A 17,982-nucleotide genomic window follows, 5' to 3' on the forward strand; every position below is an offset into this window, starting at 1 on the left:
GCGGCTCCATGTAGCGGCGAGTCAGGGTTTTTGCAGCCTGCAAAAGCCCACGCTGACACGGATGTCGTTTGCTTTGCGTACTGCCCACAACCAGAACAAATGGCACAGGAGCATTCACATGACGACATCCAACGCCGCTCAAGGCGCAGGTCAGCTTGAAACACGCGGCATCGAACCAGTCCCGGAGAACGAATGCAACGGCCACCCGTTGCAGCTTTTCTGGGTGTGGTTTGCGGCCAACATCAGCATCCTCGGTTTGCCGCTGGGGGCAACGCTCGTGGCCTTTCGCGGGCTGTCGATCGGGCAGGCGATCATCGTGGCGATCCTCGGCGCGGCCGGTTCGTTTGCTGTCGTGGGGGTCATCTCCATTGCCGGCCGACGGGGCAGGGCACCGAGTCTGACGCTGTCGCGGGCGATTTTCGGGGTGCGCGGTAATATCGGCCCTACCATCGTCTCGCTGATGTCGCGCCTGGGCTGGGAGACGGTGAACACCACGACCGCCGCTTTCGTACTGCTGTCGCTGTGCTCGATTCTCTTCGCCACGCCGGTGGAAGCTAAAAGTGCGCCGGGCCTGACCCTGGTGTTCATCGCCATTTTCGTGCTGATGACGCTGACCGTTTCCGGGCTCGGCCACGCCACGCTGCTGGTCATTCAGAAATGGGCGACGTACATCTTTGGCGCTTTGAACGTCATCGTCGGCGGGTTCCTGATCGCGCACATCGACTGGGCGGCCGTGTTCAACGCCGCGCCTGCACCGGTGAGCGCGATGATCATCGGCATCGGCACCATGGCGGCCGGCACGGGCATCGGCTGGGCCAACGCGGGCGCCGACATGTCGCGCTATCAGCATCGCAGCGTCAAGGCCACGCGGCTGGTGGCCTCGGCCGCTTTCGGCGCAGGCATTCCATTGGTGTTGCTGATCACCCTGGGCGGGCTGCTGTCGGTGGGCAATGACCACCTGGCGTCGGCCACCGATCCGATCATCGCGATCCGCGAACTGCTGCCGACCTGGATGGCCGTGCCGTACCTGATCACGGCGTTCGGCGGGCTGCTGCTCTCCAACAATCTGTCGGTGTACTCGGCGGGCCTGACCACGCTGACGCTGGGCCTGAGGATCAAGCGCGTGCACGCAGTGATTGTCGACATCGTGGCGATCTTCGCCGGCTCGATTTACTTCATGCTGATCGCCGACAGTTTCTACGGCCCGTTCATCACGTTCATTTCGATGCTAGCCGTGCCAATCACCGCGTGGGTCGGGATCTTCGTCGTCGACCTGATGCATCGCCATTACTATTCCCCCGCTGACTTGATGGACGTCTCGCCGCGCAGTGCTTACTGGTATCGCGGCGGTATCGAGTGGCGTGCGCTGGGTGCGTGGGTTCTGGCCATCGTGCTTGGGTACAGTTTCACCACCGTCGCGACCACGCCGGAGAACGTGATATTCAAAGGTTTGCTGTCCGACTCGTGGTTCGGCCATAACGGGCTGGGCTGGATCGTGACCTTCGTGGTCGCGGGCGGTGTGTATGCTTTGCTGGGCGGCGCCCGTGACCGTCGCGTTGTTGCCGATGAGGTTGTTCATGCCCGCTAGATTGCTCTACACCGGCCAGGTCGTGGTCGATCTGGTCATGGCGCTGGACGCCTTGCCTCGCTCCGGCGGCGATGTGCTCGCCCGCTCGGCGGCCTTCGAAACCGGCGGGGGATTCAACGTGATGGCCGCCGCACGACGCAGTGGCATGCCAACGCTCTACCTCGGTCGCCACGGTGCGGGGCGTTTCGGCGATCTGGCGCGGCAGGCCATGGCGGCAGAAGGCATCGACATCGCGGCGGCGGCGTCGATGGGTCAGGACACTGGCCTGTCGGTGGCGCTCATCGAGCCTTCCGCCGAGCGCTCGTTCATTTCCTACGTCGGTGCCGAGGGTGGTTTGTCGGCTGACGATCTGGGTGGCGTCGATGTACAGCCTGAGGATTACGTGTTCGTCAGCGGCTACAGCTTGCTGCACGAAGGCAAGGTGTCGACGCTGCTGGACTGGCTCGCGCGCTTGCCGGCGGGGGCGGGCGTGGTGTTCGATCCGGGTCCGCTGATCGATTCGCCGGAGGCGTCCGGGATGCAGGCGGTGTTGCCATTGATCACGCTGTGGACGAGCAATGCCGAAGAAGCGCTGCGCTTCACCGGGTGCGAGACGATCGATGGGGCCTTGGACAGGCTGGCGCACTGGCTGCGCAAGGATGCCTTGATGGTGGTGCGCGACGGAGCGAATGGCTGCTGGATCCGTCAGGGTTCCGAGACCCGACACGTGCGCGGCTTCCCGGTAACGGCCATCGACACCAACGGCGCCGGCGATGCCCATGCGGGCGTGTTGCTGGCCGGGCTGGCGTCGGGGCTTTCAGCACCGGAGGCGGCATTGCGGGCCAATGCGGCCGCAGCCATCGCTGTCACCCGCTGGGGCCCGGCGACTGCGCCGACGGCGGCAGAGGTGGATGAGTTAGTCGGCAGCAGCGAATTTCCCCTGGCACCCTGATGACCCCCGCCATCGCATGACCTGTAGGAGCGTGGCTTGTCCCGCGATCTGGCGCGAAGCGGCAGCCAATCCGCTGACTGCGTTCCTCAGGAAGGACCGAGTCGTCCGGTTTACGACTGCTGCGCAGTCGATCGCGGGACAAGCCACGCTCCTACGGTCTGCGGCCAGAATCAAACAGCGAACTTGCTCACCCCAACCCGTATTTCTTCACTTTGTCGAACAGCGTGGTCTTGGCCATACCCAGTTCCTGGCTGGCCTGGCTGAGATTCCCGCCGCTGCGCTGCAGCGCCTCACCCAACAGGTTCTTCTCGAATGCTTCCACGGCTTCGGCGAAATCCAGGCTCTGGGTGGCGACTTCGGCACCGGCGGTCTTGAATGCTGGCAGGCCCAATGCGTACCGCTCGGCGACGTTGCGCAGCTCGCGCACATTGCCCGGCCAGTCGTGGGCCAGCAGCGCCGAGCGGGTCTTTGCGTCCAACTGCGGCGCCTCGCGGTCGAAGCGCAGTGACGACTGCTGCAGAAAATGTTCGAACAACTGCAGGATGTCTTCACGGCGCTCGCGCAGGGGCGGGAGTTCGAGGGTCACCACGTTGAGCCGGTAATACAGGTCGCTGCGAAACTGGCCCGCTTTGCTCAGCGCGTTGAGCTCCGACTTGGTCGCCGCGATCACCCGGCAATCCACCGCCACGCTCTGGTTTGAACCCAGTCGCTCCAGCGTGCGCTCCTGCAATACCCGCAGCAGTTTGATCTGCAGGTTGATCGGCATGCTTTCCACTTCATCGAGAAACAGCGTGCCGTCGTGGGCGTGTTCGATCTTGCCGATGCGGCGTTTGCCGGCGCCGGTGAACGCGTTGGCCTCGTGGCCGAAGATTTCGCTCTCGAACAGGCTTTCCGGCAGGCCGCCGCAGTTCAGTGCAACGAACTGATGGTCGTGGCGGCGGCTGAAGTCATGGAGGCAACGGGCAACCAGTTCCTTCCCGGTGCCGGTCTCGCCTTCGATCAGCACGTTGGCCGAGGTGTCCGCGACGTTGGCGATCAGTGCGCGCAGGGTTTGCATCGCCTGGGAGCGGCCAATGATCTTGCCTTCCAGAGAATCGCGCTCGGCCAGTTGCCGACGCAATGACCAGACTTCCCGGGCCAGCCCGCGTTGCTCCAGCGCGCGGCGGGCGACCTCGACCAGCCGCTCGGGGGAGAAGGGCTTTTCCATGAAGTCGTAGGCGCCATCGCGCATCGCACCGACGGCCATCGACACGTCGCCGTGACCGGTGATCAGCACCACGGGCAGGGTTCGATCGCGCTCTTTCAGGCGCTTGAGCAGCTCAAGCCCGTCGATGCCCGGCAGGCGAATGTCACTGATGACGATGCCGGCGAAATTCTCACTGATCAACGCCAGCGCTTCTTCGGCGCTGCCCACGCCCTGGCTGTGAATGTCTTCCAGCGCCAGCGCCTGTTGGCAGCCGAGCAGGACATGCGGGTCGTCTTCGACAATGAGGACCGTCAGATCAGTGTTCATGGTGTATTCCAGTGCTTGCCCGCGAAGCGGTGTGTCAGGTTTTCGAACAGGGTCGCTGCCCGGGTGCTTTCGCGAGCAGACTCGCTTTCATCAAACATCACCACACCGCTGAATCTTCAGCGGCTGGGATGCCGTCTTCGTGAGCAAGCTCACTCCCACATGAACTGTCGCACCGAGACTGGGGATGCACGGGTCTCTCATACACCCGCCGCCCCGGGGTCAACCAGCGGCAACACCAGCACAAACATCGTGCCGCCCTCGGCCGGGTGCTCAGCGTTGAGTGTGCCGCCGGCCGCCGTGGCAAGGCTGGCGGACAGCGTCAAACCCAACCCGAGGCCCTGCTCACCAGGCTTGGTGGTAAAGAAGGGTTCGAACAAATGCTTGCGCGCTTCGGCGTCGATGCCGTGGCCGTTGTCCCGCACACGCAACCGATAGCGGCCCTCGAACACGTCACCTTCCAGCCACAGAGTCGGCAGCGGCTGCGCCTGCATGGCGTCCAGCGCGTTGCCGATCAGGTTGACCAGAATCTGCTCAAGCCGGGTCTGATCAATCGCCAGTTCGACATCGTCGATCTGCTGATGCAGCGCCAGTGACGCATTGTCCAGACGCGCCGCGAGCAATTGCAATGCAGCCTCGACTGCCTTGCCCAGGGACGCCTGACCTTTATCTTCCCCGCGCCGGGCGAAGGCGCGCAGGCTGGCGGTGATACGGCCCATGCGGTCCACCAGATCGTTGATGGTGCGCAGGTTCGCACTCGCCGTGTCCAGCGCGCCCCGTTCGAGGAACCGAACGGTGTTGCCTGACAACGTGCGCAGCGCCGCCAGTGGCTGATTCAGTTCATGGGCGATGCTGGTGGACATCTGGCCGATGGCCGCGAGTTTGCCGGCCTGGATCAATTCATCCTGGGCCTGGCGCAGGGTCTCTTCGGCCTGGCGACGTTCACGGATCTGGCCCTTCAGGCGTTCGTTGCTGGCGCGCAGGTCAGCGGTGCGGTCGGTGATGCGCCGTTCCAGCTCGTTGTTCGCCTGCTCCAGCGCTTCTCGGGCGGCGAGGCGGGTGGAAATCACCTTGCGCCGCTCGTTCCAGGCAATCAGCAGAAACGCCACCAGCGCGCAGGCGACGGCGACCAGCATTCCCTGATTGGCGGCTTCCCGGCGCAAGTCTTCCAGTGGTGTCAGCAGGGTCAGGTGCCAAGGCGTGTCAGCCAGTTCGCGGGTCTGCGCCAGATAACTCACCACCGTGTGCTCATGATCGACGCTGGTGTTGGCGGGAAAGGTCAGCTTCTCGACTCCGTCGGCAATCGATTCACGTTCCAGCGGCACCAGCTCGTTGAGCGGCCACCAGTAATATTGCAGGCTGCGCGCCAGCCGCTCCTTGATCTCGGCGGTCAGCGGGCGGACTGATTTCAGCCGTCGCGCCGGATCGCTGGAGAGGATGATGATGCCGTTCTCGTCGCTGACAAACGCTTCCAGGCGCGCGCGCTGCCAGCGCTCTTCCAGCGCTTCAAGCCGGACCTTGATCACCGCGACGCCGATGATTTTGCCTTTCTCTTCCAGCCCGTGGGCCAGGTAATAACCGGGCTCGCCGGTGGTGCTGCCGATGCCGTAGAAGCGCCCCGGCAAACCGCGAATCGCGTCCTGATAATAGGCGCGGAAAGACAAGTCCTCGCCGAGGTAACTGTCGGCGTCGCGCCAGTTGCTGGTCGCCAGCACCCGGCCGGTGGTGTCCAGCACATAGATGGCCCGACTGCGGCTGCGCCGGTTCAGGCCTTCGAGGTAATCGTTGACCTTGGAACGCAACTCCGCAGACGGATGGTTGAGCAGGTCGGAAACATTGGATTCCAGCTCCAGCACGCTGGGCAGGTAATTGTACTTGTTGATCTCGCTCTCGACGGTGCGCGCGTGCAGCTCCAGCTGACGCTGACCGTTTTCACCCAACGCCTTGATGGCATTCTTCTCGCTGTACAAATACGTGACGTAGCCCAGCGCAATCATCAGCAGGATGATCAGCGGTGGCACGAACAGATGGCGAATCAGTCGGGGTTTCACGGCGAGTGATGGCGGCGCGGCGCGGTAGAGAGGGGGGTCGCATTTCATCACAGTCGTCCTGGACCGGCCAGCCGCCCGTTTCATCAGGGATGAACGGGCGGCCGGCGGTTTTTACGCCCTCGAAGGGCTAATGCTTTTTAGTGCTGCAGGATTTTGTTGAGGAATTGCTGAGCCCGCTCGGAGCGCGCGTTGACGTCGCCGAAGAACTCTTCCTTCTCGCAGTCTTCGACGATCTGGCCCTTGTCCATGAAGATCACCCGATCCGCCACTTTGCGGGCGAAGCCCATTTCGTGGGTCACGCACATCATGGTCATGCCTTCATGGGCCAGTTGCACCATCACGTCGAGCACTTCGTTGACCATCTCCGGGTCGAGCGCGGAGGTCGGTTCGTCGAACAGCATCACCACCGGGTCCATGGCCAGCGCGCGGGCAATTGCCACACGTTGTTGCTGGCCGCCCGACAGTTGCCCCGGATGTTTGTGGGCATGGTCCGACAGGCCGACACGTTCGAGCAGTTGCAGGCCTTTTTTGGTGGCCTCTTCCTTGCTGCGACCCAGCACCTTGATCTGCGCGATGGTCAGGTTTTCGGTGATGGTCAGGTGCGGAAACAGCTCGAAATGCTGGAACACCATGCCGACGCGCGAACGCAGTTTCGGCAGATTGGTTTTCGGGTCGGCGATCGAGGTGCCATCGACCACGATGTCGCCTTTCTGAAACGGCTCCAGCGCATTGACGCATTTGATCAGCGTGGACTTGCCCGAGCCCGACGGGCCGCAGACCACAATCACTTCACCTTTTTTGACCTCCGTGCTGCAATCGGTCAGCACCTGGAAGTCCCCATACCACTTGTTGATATTTTTGATGGAAATCATACGGCTAACCTTTTTTGCATGAACTTGACCAGGCGCGACGCGGCGAAGCTGATCGTGAAGTACACCAGACCGGCGACAATCAGGAACTCGTTGGAGCGCCCGATGATGTCGCCGCTGGAGCGTGCCGAGTTGAGGAAGTCGACCAGGCCGACCGTGTAGACCAGCGAGGTGTCCTGAAACAGGATGATGCTCTGCTGCAACAGCAGCGGGGTCATCTTGCGGAACGCCTGGGGCAGGATGATCAGGCGCATCATCTGGCCGTAGGTCATGCCCAGCGCCTGAGCGGCGCCCATCTGGCCGCGGGAAATCGACTGCACGCCGGCCCGCACGATTTCACAGAAGTAGGCCGCCTCGAACATCATGAACGCCACGACGCAGGAGGTGAACGCGCCGATCGGCGTGTCTTCGCCGGTGATCCAGCGCAGCACGAACGGCACCGCCAGGTAGAACCAGGTGATGACCAGCAGCAGCGGGATCGAGCGGAAGTAGTTGACGTAGGCGCCGGCAAGACGTGACGCCAGCTTGTTCGACGACAACCGCATCAGCGCCAGAATCGTGCCGATGATGATGCCGCCCACGATGCCCATGACCATCAACTGCAAGGTCATGAGCATGCCGTTCCACATGCCCGGAATCGCAGGCATCACTCCAGAGAAGTCCATTATTTACCTCCCACGGAGATCAGGCCTGGCACCGCTACTTTCTTCTCGACCAGGCGCATGAGCAGCATCAGGCTCATGTTCAGGGTGAAGTAAATCAGCGTCGCCAGGGTGAAGGCTTCGAACAGGTTCGCGGAAAACTCGGCGGTCTGTTTGGTCTGCGCGAGCAACTCCATCAGGCCGATCAGCGACGCCACGGACGAGTTCTTGAACACGTTGAGGAATTCGGAGGTGAGCGGCGGAATGATGATCCGGTACGCCTGGGGCAGCAGCACGTTCCAGTAGATCTGCGGCAGCTTGAAACCCATGGCGCGCGCAGCGGATTCCTGCCCCACCGGCAGCGCCTGAATACCGGTGCGCACTTGCTCGCACACACGTGCGGCGGTGAACAGTCCGAGGCACACGACAACACTCAGGAACGCTGAAGTCGTCGGGTTAAGGTCTTGCTTGTACCACTCCTGCAGGTTCTCAGGCAGCAGATCCGGCACGAGGAAGTACCAGATGAACAGCTGCACCAGCAGTGGCACGTTACGGAAAATTTCCACGTAAATCGCGGCAATTGAAGAAACGATGCGGTTGGGCACCGTGCGCATCACCCCGAGCACCGAGCCCAGCAGCAACGCAATGATCCAGGCAGCAACGGCAATGGCGATGGTCCAGCCCAGCCCGGTGATGTACCAGTCCAGATAGGTCTCGCTGCCGACGCCCGTGGACTTGAAGAACACGCCCCAGTCCCAGTTGTAGTTCATCAGGGTCTCCCCTCTTATCGATCGTTATGCACGCACGCGCCAGGTAGCGGCTTCCGGAAACGCAGGGCGTCTCCGGAAGTCAGGCTTTTCACGTTGTCAGAATGGCGGAGCGAAGGACTCAGGCCTTCTTGTCCGGCGCCGGCTTGTCGTTCGGGTTGGCGATCAGCGCTTTGAGCTGTTCGCTCATCGGGAACATCAGGTTCAGGCCTTTTGGTGGAATCGGCTGGGTGAACCACTTGTCGTAGATCTTGTTGATCTCGCCCGATTTGTAGGTCGCAACGATGGCGTCGTCGACGGCTTTCTTGAACGCAGGGTCTTCCTTGCGAACCATGCAACCGTAGATTTCGTAGGACTGAGGGGTGCCGGTAACGGCCCAGTCGGTCGGCTTCTTGGCCTTGGCCATTTCGCCTGCAAGCAGGGCGTCGTCCATCATGAAGGCAACGGCGCGGCCCGATTCCAGCATCTGGAACGACTCGCCGTGGTCCTTGGCCGAAATCACGTTCATGCCCATCTGTTTGTCAGCGTTCATCGCCTTGAGGAGGCGCTCGGACGTGGTGCCCGCCGTGGTCACGACGTTCTTGCCCTTGAGGTCATTGAAGTCTTTGTAGGACGAGTCAGCTTTGCTCAGCAGACGCGTGCCGATTTCGAAAATGCCGACGGAGAAGTCGACTTGCTGGGCGCGCTCGGCGTTGTTGGTGGTCGAACCACATTCGACGTCGACGGTGCCGTTCTGGACCAGCGGGATGCGGGTCTGGGAAGTGACCAGGTTGTACTTGACCTTCAGATCAGGCATGTCCAGGTCTTTCTTGATCGCTTCGACGATCTTCAGCTGGATGTCAGCGGAGTAACCCACTGGCACGCCGGAAGCATCAGCGATATAGGAAAAAGGAATGGAGGAGTCGCGGTGACCGAGGGTGATGGTGCCGGACTCTTTGATTTTTTTAAGCGTGCCGGTGAGTTCGGCGGCGAAAACGGGGGTGGTGATCAGAGCGGCAGCAATGGCTGCGCCCAGGAGTTGGGGAACGATGCGCATCTGTTTTTCCTCGACATTGTTTTTTTTATTGGGCCGGTGTTGGACGGCCCTATCGTTTCAGAGCGCTTCAACGGCGGCCCAGTCAGGCGACACGCTACATCGAAGCAATCGTGCAAGAGTGTAGAGCATGAGTCATGCCAGAGAGGTGACCGAAGCTAAGGGTATGAAAGTGTTGGCTATTTATGGAGGAGGGAAGTGGGCGAGGCGGATCGGCCGTCCGGGATTCCGAATCGGGTGGGGCGAGATGTTCGGGAATCCGAATGATAGCGGCGGGGTGGGGCGTGTTGAGGCAGATGGTTTTGCGGTGTGCTGTCTGACGCTTTCCCGGCTAAAGCCGGTCCAACAGAATCGCGGTGATTCCATGGGACCGGCTTCAGCCGGGAATTGGATCTGGCAGATTATGCGTGAATCTTTGGCGCCGACACGGGCCATTCAATACGCTCAACGGCCCCGTTGCTGCGTGCCTCGTTGCCCAGGTACGCCTGAACCTTCTGATGCTCTTCGTCGGTGGTGAACAGACCCAGCTTGGTCCGGCGCCACAGAATGTCCTGGGCCTTGGTCGCCCATTCCTCACTGCACAGGTAGTCCACTTCGCGGCTGTACAGACCGCCGCCCAAGTGTTCGCCCATTTCGCCCAGCGTCTGAACGCCCTCCACGATGCGCCAGCTGCGTGAGCCATAGGTAATGGCCCAGCGCTTGGCGATTTCGGCCGGCAGCCATGCACAACGCTGCTGCAGCTCGGCGGCCAGTGCCTGAGGCGTGGTCATGCTCTCACCGCCCGGGAGGCTGGCTTTCGCGGTCCAGCTTGGCTTCATCTGCGGGAAGAACGGCGCCAGTTGCTGCATCGCCGACTCCGCCAGTTTGCGGTAGGTCGTCAGCTTGCCGCCGAACACGGACAGGATCGGCGCCTCTTGGGCGCTGCCCGACAGCGAAAGGGTGTAGTCGCGGGTGATCGCCGACGGGTTGTCCGACTCGTCATTGCACAGCGGCCGCACGCCTGACCACGTGCTCAGAATGTCGGCGCGGCTGAGTTGCTTCTTGAAGTGATCATTCACGATCTTCAGCAGGTAATCGGTCTCGCCTTCGGTGATCGCTACTTTGCCCGGGTCGTCAGAATATTCGCGGTCCGTCGTACCAATGATGGTGAAGCGTTCCAGGTACGGAATGGCGAACACGATGCGCTGATCTTCGTTCTGCAGAATGAAGGCGTTTTCACCTTCGTACAGTTTCGGCACGATCAAGTGGCTGCCCTGAATCAGGCGAATGCCGTACTGCGATTCGAGCTTCAGATCTTCACGAATGAACTTGGCAACCCATGGACCCGCCGCATTCACCAAGGCTTTGGCGCGAATGGAAAACTGACTGCCATCCGCACGCTCCATGTTCATGTGCCACACGCCGCCGCTGCGATGGGCGCCCAGGCAGCGGGTCTGGGTATGGATGTGCGCGCCTTTTTCACGGGCGGCCATGGCGTTGAGGACGACCAGACGTGCATCGTCAACCCAGCAATCTGAGTATTCGAAGCCTTTGGTAATCGAGCTGTTCAATGGGCTGTTGGCGCCAAAGCGAATGCTTTTCGAGCCTGCCAGCTTCTCGCGTTTGCCAAGGTGGTCATACAGGAACAGCCCGGCGCGGATCATCCACGCGGGGCGCAGGTGCGGACGGTGGGGCAATACGAAGCGCATCGGCTTGACGATGTGCGGTGCTTTTTCCAGGAGCACTTCACGTTCGGCCAGCGCTTCGCGAACCAGACGGAATTCGTAATGCTCAAGGTAACGTAGGCCACCGTGGATCAGCTTGCTGCTGGCCGAAGAGGTGTGGCTGGCGAGGTCGTCCTTCTCGCAGAGAAAGACTGAAAGGCCCCGGCCCGATGCGTCTGCCGCGATGCCGACACCATTGATGCCACCACCGATCACGGCAACGTCGTAGACCTCGGAAAGGGGTGGGGTCGGCAAACTGGACTGGGCCATCGGGGCCTCCTGAGTGTTCGATCGCGTTCGAATGTTGCGCTACTGGGAGGGCGAATTCGAACATTTATGTTCATTTCCGAAAATAGTAGCGCAATAAGGCGAACACAGCCACTCAGTATTCATTGAAAATACTGATCAGAGAAAAGGGAAAGGAACAAAAGCGAACATCGGAGGTGAGGCGAGCGCCGGAATCGCGCTCGCTCATGGATCGGGGTTAAACCACTTCCAGCCGAATCTTGTTCAGGGTCAGCAGTTGCGACAGCGCTGGCACGGGCGTCTGGTCCGTCACCAGGCAGTCGATCAACGTGATCGGTCCCAGGCGAACCATCGCGTTGCGGCCGAACTTGCTGGAGTCCGCTGCCAGAATCACCTGACGCGCGTTGGCGATGATCGCCTGGGAAACGCGCACTTCCTGATAGTCGAAATCCAGCAGGCTGCCGTCCTCGTCGATACCGCTGATGCCCACCAGCGCAAAATCGACCTTGAACTGCGTGATGAAATCCACGCTCGCCTGGCCGACCACGCCGCCATCGCGGCGCACATTGCCGCCGGCCAGCAGCACTTCGAAGTCGTCTTTGCCGCTGAGAATCGACGCCACGTGCAGGTTGTTGGTGATGATCTTCAGGTGGTTATGGTTGAGCAGCGCGCGGGCAATGGATTCGGTGGTGGTGCCGATGTTGATGAACAGCGACGCGTGATCCGGGATCTGTGCGGCGATGGCCTCGGCGATGCGCTGCTTCTCATCGCGCATCTGATCGGCGCGCATGGCGTAGGCAGTGTTTTCGATGCTGGAATCGTAGGCCGCGCCGCCGTGGTAGCGACGCAGGAGATTCATTTCCGCGAGCTGATTGATGTCGCGGCGGATGGTTTGCGGGGTCACGACGAACAGCTGCGCCATTTCCTCAATGCTGACGTAGCCGCGCTCGCGGACCAGCTCGAGGATCTGCTGTTGACGGGGTGGCAGATTCATTTTTTATCCTTCGGGCACGGGCGCCCATGATGCCGCAGGCAGCCATTACCTGTCAGCCGGAAAAAATGCCTCTGACGCCCCGTCCGGGATCGCGCTTATTCGACCTCTTCGTGGGGTTCCCAGTCGCGCGTGCGGTCCACCGCCTTGCGCCAGCCGGCGTAGAGTTTTTCCTTCTCGGCGTCATCGCATTGCGGCTCGAACTTGCGCTCGATGACCGCTTTGCCCCTCAGCTCGTCGAGCCCGCTCCAGAATCCGATCGCGAGACCTGCCAGATAGGCCGCGCCCAACGCGGTGGTTTCGCGCATTTTCGGGCGCTCCACCGGCGTGCCGAGAATGTCGGCCTGGAACTGCATGAGGAAGTTGTTCGCCACTGCGCCGCCGTCAACGCGAAGGGCCTTGAGCGGCTCGCCGGCATCCTGTTGCATGGCGTCGAGCACATCGCGGGTCTGGTAGGCGATGGACTCCAGCGCGGCCCGAATGATGTGATCGACCTTCACGCCACGGGTCAGGCCGAACAAGGCGCCCCGTGCATACGGGTCCCAGTAGGGCGCGCCCAGACCGGTGAACGCAGGCACCAGATAGACGCCATTGCTGTTCTTCACTTTGGTGGCGAAGTATTCGGTGTCCATGGAGTCGTTGACGATTTTCAGCTCGTCGCGCAGCCACTGCACGGTGGAGCCGCCGTTGAACACCGCGCCCTCCAGTGCGTATGCCACTTCACCGCGCGGACCGCAGCCGATGGTGGTCAACAGACCGTGATTGGATTTGACGGCTTTCTTGCCCGTGTTCATCAGCAGGAAGCAGCCGGTGCCGTAGGTGTTCTTCGCCTGACCCGGCTCGACGCACATCTGGCCGAACAACGCCGATTGCTGATCCCCGGCGATCCCGGCGATGGGGATGCCGCTTTTGCTGTGGCCATAGACTTCTGATGACGACTTGACCTCCGGCAACATTTCCCGGGGCACGTCGAGCACGTCGAGCATGCGCTGATCCCATTCCAGCGTATGGATGTTGAACATCATCGTGCGCGAGGCGTTGGTGTAGTCAGTGACGTGCACCTTGCCGCCGGTAAATTTCCAGATCAGCCAGCTGTCGACGGTGCCGAACAGCAACTCGCCACGGCGGGCGCGCTCACGGCTGCCCTCAACGTGATCGAGAATCCACTTCAGTTTGCTGCCGGAAAAGTAGGGATCGATGACCAGACCGGTGGTGTCGCGGATGTAGTCTTCCAGACCGTCACGCTTGAGTTGCTGGCAGATCTCGGTGCTGCGGCGGCATTGCCAGACCACGGCGTTGTAGATCGGCCGACCGGTGTCCTTTTCCCAGACCACCGTGGTTTCGCGCTGGTTGGTGATACCGATCGCGGCGATCTGGTTGTGATGCAGATTCGCCTGGGCCAGGACCTTGGTCATGCACGCGGTCTGGGTCGCGAAGATCTCCATCGGATCGTGCTCGACCCAGCCAGGCTGGGGGTAATGCTGAACGAACTCACTCTGGGCGCTGCTGACCACATTGGCGTCGCGGTCAAAAATGATGGCGCGGGAGCTGGTGGTGCCTTGATCCAGAGCGATGATGTAATTCTTATTTTCGGTGTCGGTCATGGTGAATGCCTGGTGATGTAGCGAGTTTCCGGAAACGGCCGTCCGTTGTGTTGCCAGTGCTCAGTGCCTTTGCGCACTGAATACCGGGATGGCGTCAAGGAAGCAAGCGAGATATTCGTATTCGAAAAAATATAGACGTAAACGAACCTTGTCAAAGGTCGAAAGCGAACCTTATCGATGAATGTTCCAAGACGCCGATATTAGTGGATAAGTCCTTCTCGAATGCAGGCATTTCGATAACCAATGGCCTAAAGTATCGGCAGCAAACAATAAAGTGTCTGGTTGTCTGGAGCACTGCATGACCCCTGCATTGGATTTACTGAAAAAGGTTCGCGCCGAACATCGCGTCCACAGTTACGAGCATGATCCCAAGGCCGCATCGTATGGCCTGGAAGCGGCAGAAAAGCTCGATCTGGCCCCCGCTCAGGTGTTCAAGACGCTGCTGGCCAGCACCGAAAAAGGCGAGCTGCTGGTGGCGGTCGTTCCGGTGGTGGGCTCGCTGGACCTGAAGGCCCTGGCCCATGCCGCCGGCGCCAAGAAGGCCGAAATGGCTGACCCGGCCGCCGCCCAGCGTGCCACCGGCTATCTACTGGGCGGGATCAGCCCGCTGGGGCAGAAGAAAAGGCTGCGCACCTTCATTGATGAGTCCGCTCAACCGTTCGCGACGATTTTTGTCAGCGCCGGTCGACGAGGGCTCGAAGTCGAACTGCCCGCCGCCGTACTTGCACAACACACCGGTGCGAGCTTTGCCCGGATCGGCCGGGAATGATTCGCCGGGTTTACCGGAAATGCCAGACTCTTTCATGCGGTGACACTGACCGCAGACCCGCAGCGCCCGGAACGGGTTGCCGCGTTTCTTTACTCGGGGATGCCTTCCATGAAGCTTGAATTCCATCAGGTCGACGCCTTCACCGACCGCCCGTTCTCAGGCAACCCGGCAATGGTCTACCGCCTGGACGCCTGGCTTTCCGATCAATTGATGCAGCAGATTGCCTCAGAGCACAATCTGTCGGAGACCGCGTTTTTGGTCCGTGAAGCACCGGGCTGGCACATACGCTGGTTCACACCGACCCATGAAGTGCCGTTGTGCGGACATGCGACCCTGGCCAGCGCCTTCGTGCTGTTCGAGAAATACGGCGAGAAGGCCGAGGTTATCCACTTCACTGGCAAATCCGGCGAGTTGAGCGTGAGCCGCGAGGGCAATCGGCTGGTCCTGGACTTTCCGTCCATGCCGCCCGCCGAGCAGGGTGTGACGGTGGAAATCGAACGCGCCCTTGGGGTTGCCGTCGTCGACGTGCTGAGCGCTGCGGAATTGCTGGTGGTGCTGGAGTCCGAGCAGGCCGTTCGCGATTGCAAGCCTGACTTCGCCGCCCTCGCGCGTTTGCCGTGGCCCGGCGTGATCGTGACCGCAAAAGGTGACGGCGAGCGCTACGATTTTGTGTCGCGCTACTTTGCGCCGGGCATCGGCATCAATGAAGACCCGGTCACGGGCTCGACGCACTGCAGCCTGATTCCCTACTGGTCGGCCCGGCTGAACAAGTTCAGCCTGACGGGCTATCAGGCGTCGACGCGGGGAGGGGAGCTGTTCTGCCGGCTTGAGGGGGAGCGCGTGAAAATCGGCGGGCACGCGACGCTGGTCGCCAGCGGCGCGTTGATACTGAGTTAGTCGATATCGGGCTGAAAGTGCCTGGTCGAGAACGACAGGCCCTCAGATCACCACGTCCCGATGCACCGGAACGCTCCGATGCACCGGCACGCTGCCCGAGGCCGGAAACAGCACCAGATGCTCGGCTGACACCGTGAAGCCGACCTGATCACCGGCGCGCAGATCCACATGGCTGGGGAACAACGCCTCCAGTTGCGTGCCCGTCGGCAACTGCAGGCGGTACAGGGTCGCCGCGCCCTGAAAATTCAGGCTCGCCACGCGGGCCTTTATCGGGCCGTCGGGCGCATAAACAATGTCATCAGGGCGCAGCAGGACATCCATCGGAGTGCCTGGCGCGCCGGCATAGGCGCGATTGCCGCGCAGCACACCCAACTCGGTCTGCACCGATTCGGCATCGATCAGTTGCCCGCGAATGAAATAACCCTGACCGACGAAACTGGCGACATAAGGCGTCGCCGGCTCGTGATAGAGGTTGTAGGGCGTATCCCACTGCTCCAGCCGCCCGTCTTTGAACACGCCGACGTGGTCGCTTACGGCAAAAGCCTCTTCCTGGTCGTGGGTCACCAGAATCGCGCTGGTGCCCCGGGCCTTGAGAATGTCGCGCACCTCATGGCTCAGGCGCCGTCGCAACTCGCCATCCAGGTTCGAAAACGGTTCATCGAGCAGCAGCAACTGCGGCTCAGGGGCAAGTGCGCGGGCCAGCGCCACACGCTGCTGCTGTCCACCGGAAAGCTCATGGGGATGACGCGTGCCCAGCGCGCCGAGATTGACCAGCTCCAGCATTTCCTGAACCACCTGCTTCTGGCGCGGATGATTGCGGATGCCGAAGGCGATGTTGTCGGCCACGGTGAGGTGGGGGAACAGGGCATAGTCCTGAAACACCATGCCGATCCGGCGCTTCTCCGGGGCCAGGGTAAACCCGGGTCGGGAAATGACGTTACCCGCCAGGGTGATCTCGCCCTTGTGCACCGGTTCGAAACCGGCGATGGCGCGCAAGGTAGTGGTCTTGCCGCAGCCGGAGGAACCCAACAGGCAACCGATGTCGCCGGCGTTCAGGTGCAGATTGAGGTGCTGCACCACGCGTTGGTCCTGATAACCGCAGGCGAGGTCATGCAGCGTCAGCAGCAGGGGCTGACTCATGGGGCAGCGAAGGCAGGAGCGACGAGGAATTCCAGCAGGGCTTTTTGCGCATGCAGCCGGTTCTCCGCCTGATCCCACGCCACCGAGCGCGGGTCATCCAGCAGGTCCTCGCTGATCTCTTCACCACGGTGCGCCGGCAGGCAGTGCATGAAAATCACATCGTCAGCAGCGCGGTCGAGCATCTCGCGAGTGACCTGGAAAGGTTTGAACAGGGCCAGACGCTTGGCGGCTTCTTCTTCCTGACCCATGGACGTCCACACATCGGTTGAGACCAGGTGCGCGCCTTTCACCGCTTCGTGGGGATCGCGGATCAATGTCACGCGATCGCCCGCCAGAGCCAGGTAATGCGCGCTGGGTTCGTAGCCTTCCGGACACGCAACACGCAACTGAAAGTCGAACTGAATCGCGGCTTCTATATAGCTGTTGCACATGTTGTTGCCATCGCCGATCCACGCCACGGTCTTGCCCTGAATGGAGCCGCGGTGTTCGAGGAACGTTTGCATGTCGGCCAGCAACTGGCAGGGGTGAAGGTCATCGGACAGGCCGTTGATCACCGGTACGCGGGAATGGGCGGCGAATTCGGTGAGGTTGCTGTGGGCGAAGGTGCGGATCATCACCGCATCGACCATCCGCGACATGACCCGTGCGCCATCGGCAATCGGCTCGCCACGGCCCAGCTGGGTGTCCCGAGGGGAGAGGAAGATGGCCTGGCCGCCCAGCTGGATCATCCCGGCTTCGAACGAGACACGGGTCCGGGTCGAGGATTTTTCGAAGATCATTGCCAGGATGCGGCCCTTCAATGGCTCGAAGAGCACGCCTCGATTTCGCAGGTCCTTCAGCTCAACGCCGCGACGAATCACCCCGACCAGCTCAGCGGGGGTGTAGTCCATCATCGAGAGAAAGTGCCTTGCGCTCATCATTAACTACCTTGTCTGCAACAGACCGCAGATCCTCAAAGCCGGGTTTTTCGGAAAAACGGGCGAGACCTGCGGCGAAAGCCGCACGGGGCGACGAATAGGGAAGGCGCGAGGGTATAAGAAAATGTCGCCTGATGCCAAGGCCCGCCGTGACGGAAAATCGTCGTCGGACGTTCGGTAGCCTGAAAGCGGCGTTCGCAGGACGCTTTTCATGTAACGAAGTGCTACAGTCATGTTTCTGCGCAGGCCATTCGCCATCGCATTAGTCCTGATCAGACAGCTCGCTTGTAACGCTCTTTGGCGTCGCCGCGATTACTGTCTGATT

The 17,982-nt window shown here is 61.4% G+C and carries 15 protein-coding genes; 4 read left to right on the top strand and 11 right to left on the bottom strand.

Going from position 1 to position 17,982, the window contains the following annotated elements; translation table 11 throughout:
* Positions 1-118: 118 nt before the first annotated feature.
* Both M1E04_RS05945 and M1E04_RS05950 read left to right on the top strand, forming a co-directional pair.
* Positions 119-1,588 carry a purine-cytosine permease family protein gene (locus M1E04_RS05945; protein WP_456292545.1) on the top strand — a complete coding sequence of 490 codons (1,470 nt, stop codon included), beginning with the start codon at positions 119-121 and terminating at the stop codon, positions 1,586-1,588.
* Complete coding sequence (locus M1E04_RS05950; protein WP_456292546.1) at positions 1,578-2,519, top strand: PfkB family carbohydrate kinase; 942 nt, start codon at positions 1,578-1,580, stop codon at positions 2,517-2,519. Before M1E04_RS05945 ends, M1E04_RS05950 begins: the two co-directional genes overlap by 11 nt.
* A gap of 187 nt (positions 2,520-2,706) precedes the next feature.
* On the opposite strand, the gene aauR is transcribed toward M1E04_RS05950, so the two are convergent.
* From aauR to glpK, 9 genes are all read right to left on the bottom strand, one after another.
* Positions 2,707-3,984 carry a two-component response regulator AauR gene (aauR, locus tag M1E04_RS05955; RefSeq protein ID WP_244657054.1) on the bottom strand — a complete coding sequence of 426 codons (1,278 nt, stop codon included), beginning with the start codon at positions 3,982-3,984 and terminating at the stop codon, positions 2,707-2,709.
* Positions 3,985-4,229: 245 nt separating this feature from the next.
* Complete coding sequence (gene aauS, locus M1E04_RS05960) at positions 4,230-6,128, bottom strand: two-component sensor histidine kinase AauS (RefSeq protein ID WP_456292547.1); 1,899 nt, start codon at positions 6,126-6,128, stop codon at positions 4,230-4,232.
* A gap of 89 nt (positions 6,129-6,217) precedes the next feature.
* Positions 6,218-6,952, bottom strand: a complete 735-nt coding sequence (locus tag M1E04_RS05965; protein ID WP_065992531.1) for an amino acid ABC transporter ATP-binding protein — start codon at positions 6,950-6,952, stop codon at positions 6,218-6,220.
* On the bottom strand, positions 6,949-7,617 hold the full coding sequence (locus tag M1E04_RS05970) for an amino acid ABC transporter permease (protein WP_456293151.1): 669 nt from the start codon (positions 7,615-7,617) through the stop codon (positions 6,949-6,951). The genes M1E04_RS05965 and M1E04_RS05970 overlap by 4 nt, the downstream gene beginning before the upstream one ends.
* On the bottom strand, positions 7,614-8,360 hold the full coding sequence (locus M1E04_RS05975) for an amino acid ABC transporter permease (RefSeq protein WP_065992535.1): 747 nt from the start codon (positions 8,358-8,360) through the stop codon (positions 7,614-7,616). The genes M1E04_RS05970 and M1E04_RS05975 overlap by 4 nt, the downstream gene beginning before the upstream one ends.
* A gap of 118 nt (positions 8,361-8,478) precedes the next feature.
* Positions 8,479-9,393 (bottom strand): glutamate/aspartate ABC transporter substrate-binding protein, encoded by a 915-nt coding sequence (locus tag M1E04_RS05980; RefSeq protein ID WP_192135156.1) that lies wholly within the window; start codon positions 9,391-9,393, stop codon positions 8,479-8,481.
* A 398-nt stretch (positions 9,394-9,791) separates the two neighbouring features.
* On the bottom strand, positions 9,792-11,363 hold the full coding sequence (gene glpD, locus M1E04_RS05985) for a glycerol-3-phosphate dehydrogenase (protein WP_369318374.1): 1,572 nt from the start codon (positions 11,361-11,363) through the stop codon (positions 9,792-9,794).
* Positions 11,364-11,577: 214 nt separating this feature from the next.
* On the bottom strand, positions 11,578-12,333 hold the full coding sequence (locus M1E04_RS05990; protein WP_369318373.1) for a DeoR/GlpR family transcriptional regulator: 756 nt from the start codon (positions 12,331-12,333) through the stop codon (positions 11,578-11,580).
* Positions 12,334-12,428: 95 nt separating this feature from the next.
* The gene (gene glpK / locus M1E04_RS05995; protein WP_065992541.1) at positions 12,429-13,934 is read right to left on the bottom strand and encodes a glycerol kinase GlpK; all 1,506 of its coding nucleotides are present in this window, start codon (positions 13,932-13,934) and stop codon (positions 12,429-12,431) included.
* A 298-nt stretch (positions 13,935-14,232) separates the two neighbouring features.
* Between glpK and ybaK the strand changes: the two genes are divergently transcribed.
* Complete coding sequence (gene ybaK / locus M1E04_RS06000; protein WP_192171592.1) at positions 14,233-14,703, top strand: Cys-tRNA(Pro) deacylase; 471 nt, start codon at positions 14,233-14,235, stop codon at positions 14,701-14,703.
* Between the two features lie 108 nt (positions 14,704-14,811).
* Complete coding sequence (locus tag M1E04_RS06005) at positions 14,812-15,600, top strand: PhzF family phenazine biosynthesis protein (RefSeq protein ID WP_065992544.1); 789 nt, start codon at positions 14,812-14,814, stop codon at positions 15,598-15,600.
* A gap of 42 nt (positions 15,601-15,642) precedes the next feature.
* On the opposite strand, the gene M1E04_RS06010 is transcribed toward M1E04_RS06005, so the two are convergent.
* On the bottom strand, positions 15,643-16,740 hold the full coding sequence (locus tag M1E04_RS06010; RefSeq protein WP_192135144.1) for an ABC transporter ATP-binding protein: 1,098 nt from the start codon (positions 16,738-16,740) through the stop codon (positions 15,643-15,645).
* Positions 16,737-17,657 (bottom strand): ornithine carbamoyltransferase, encoded by a 921-nt coding sequence (gene argF, locus M1E04_RS06015; RefSeq protein WP_065992546.1) that lies wholly within the window; start codon positions 17,655-17,657, stop codon positions 16,737-16,739. Before argF ends, M1E04_RS06010 begins: the two co-directional genes overlap by 4 nt.
* Positions 17,658-17,982 lie beyond the last annotated feature (325 nt).

It is taken from the genome of Pseudomonas sp. AK106 (genome assembly GCF_053903055.1).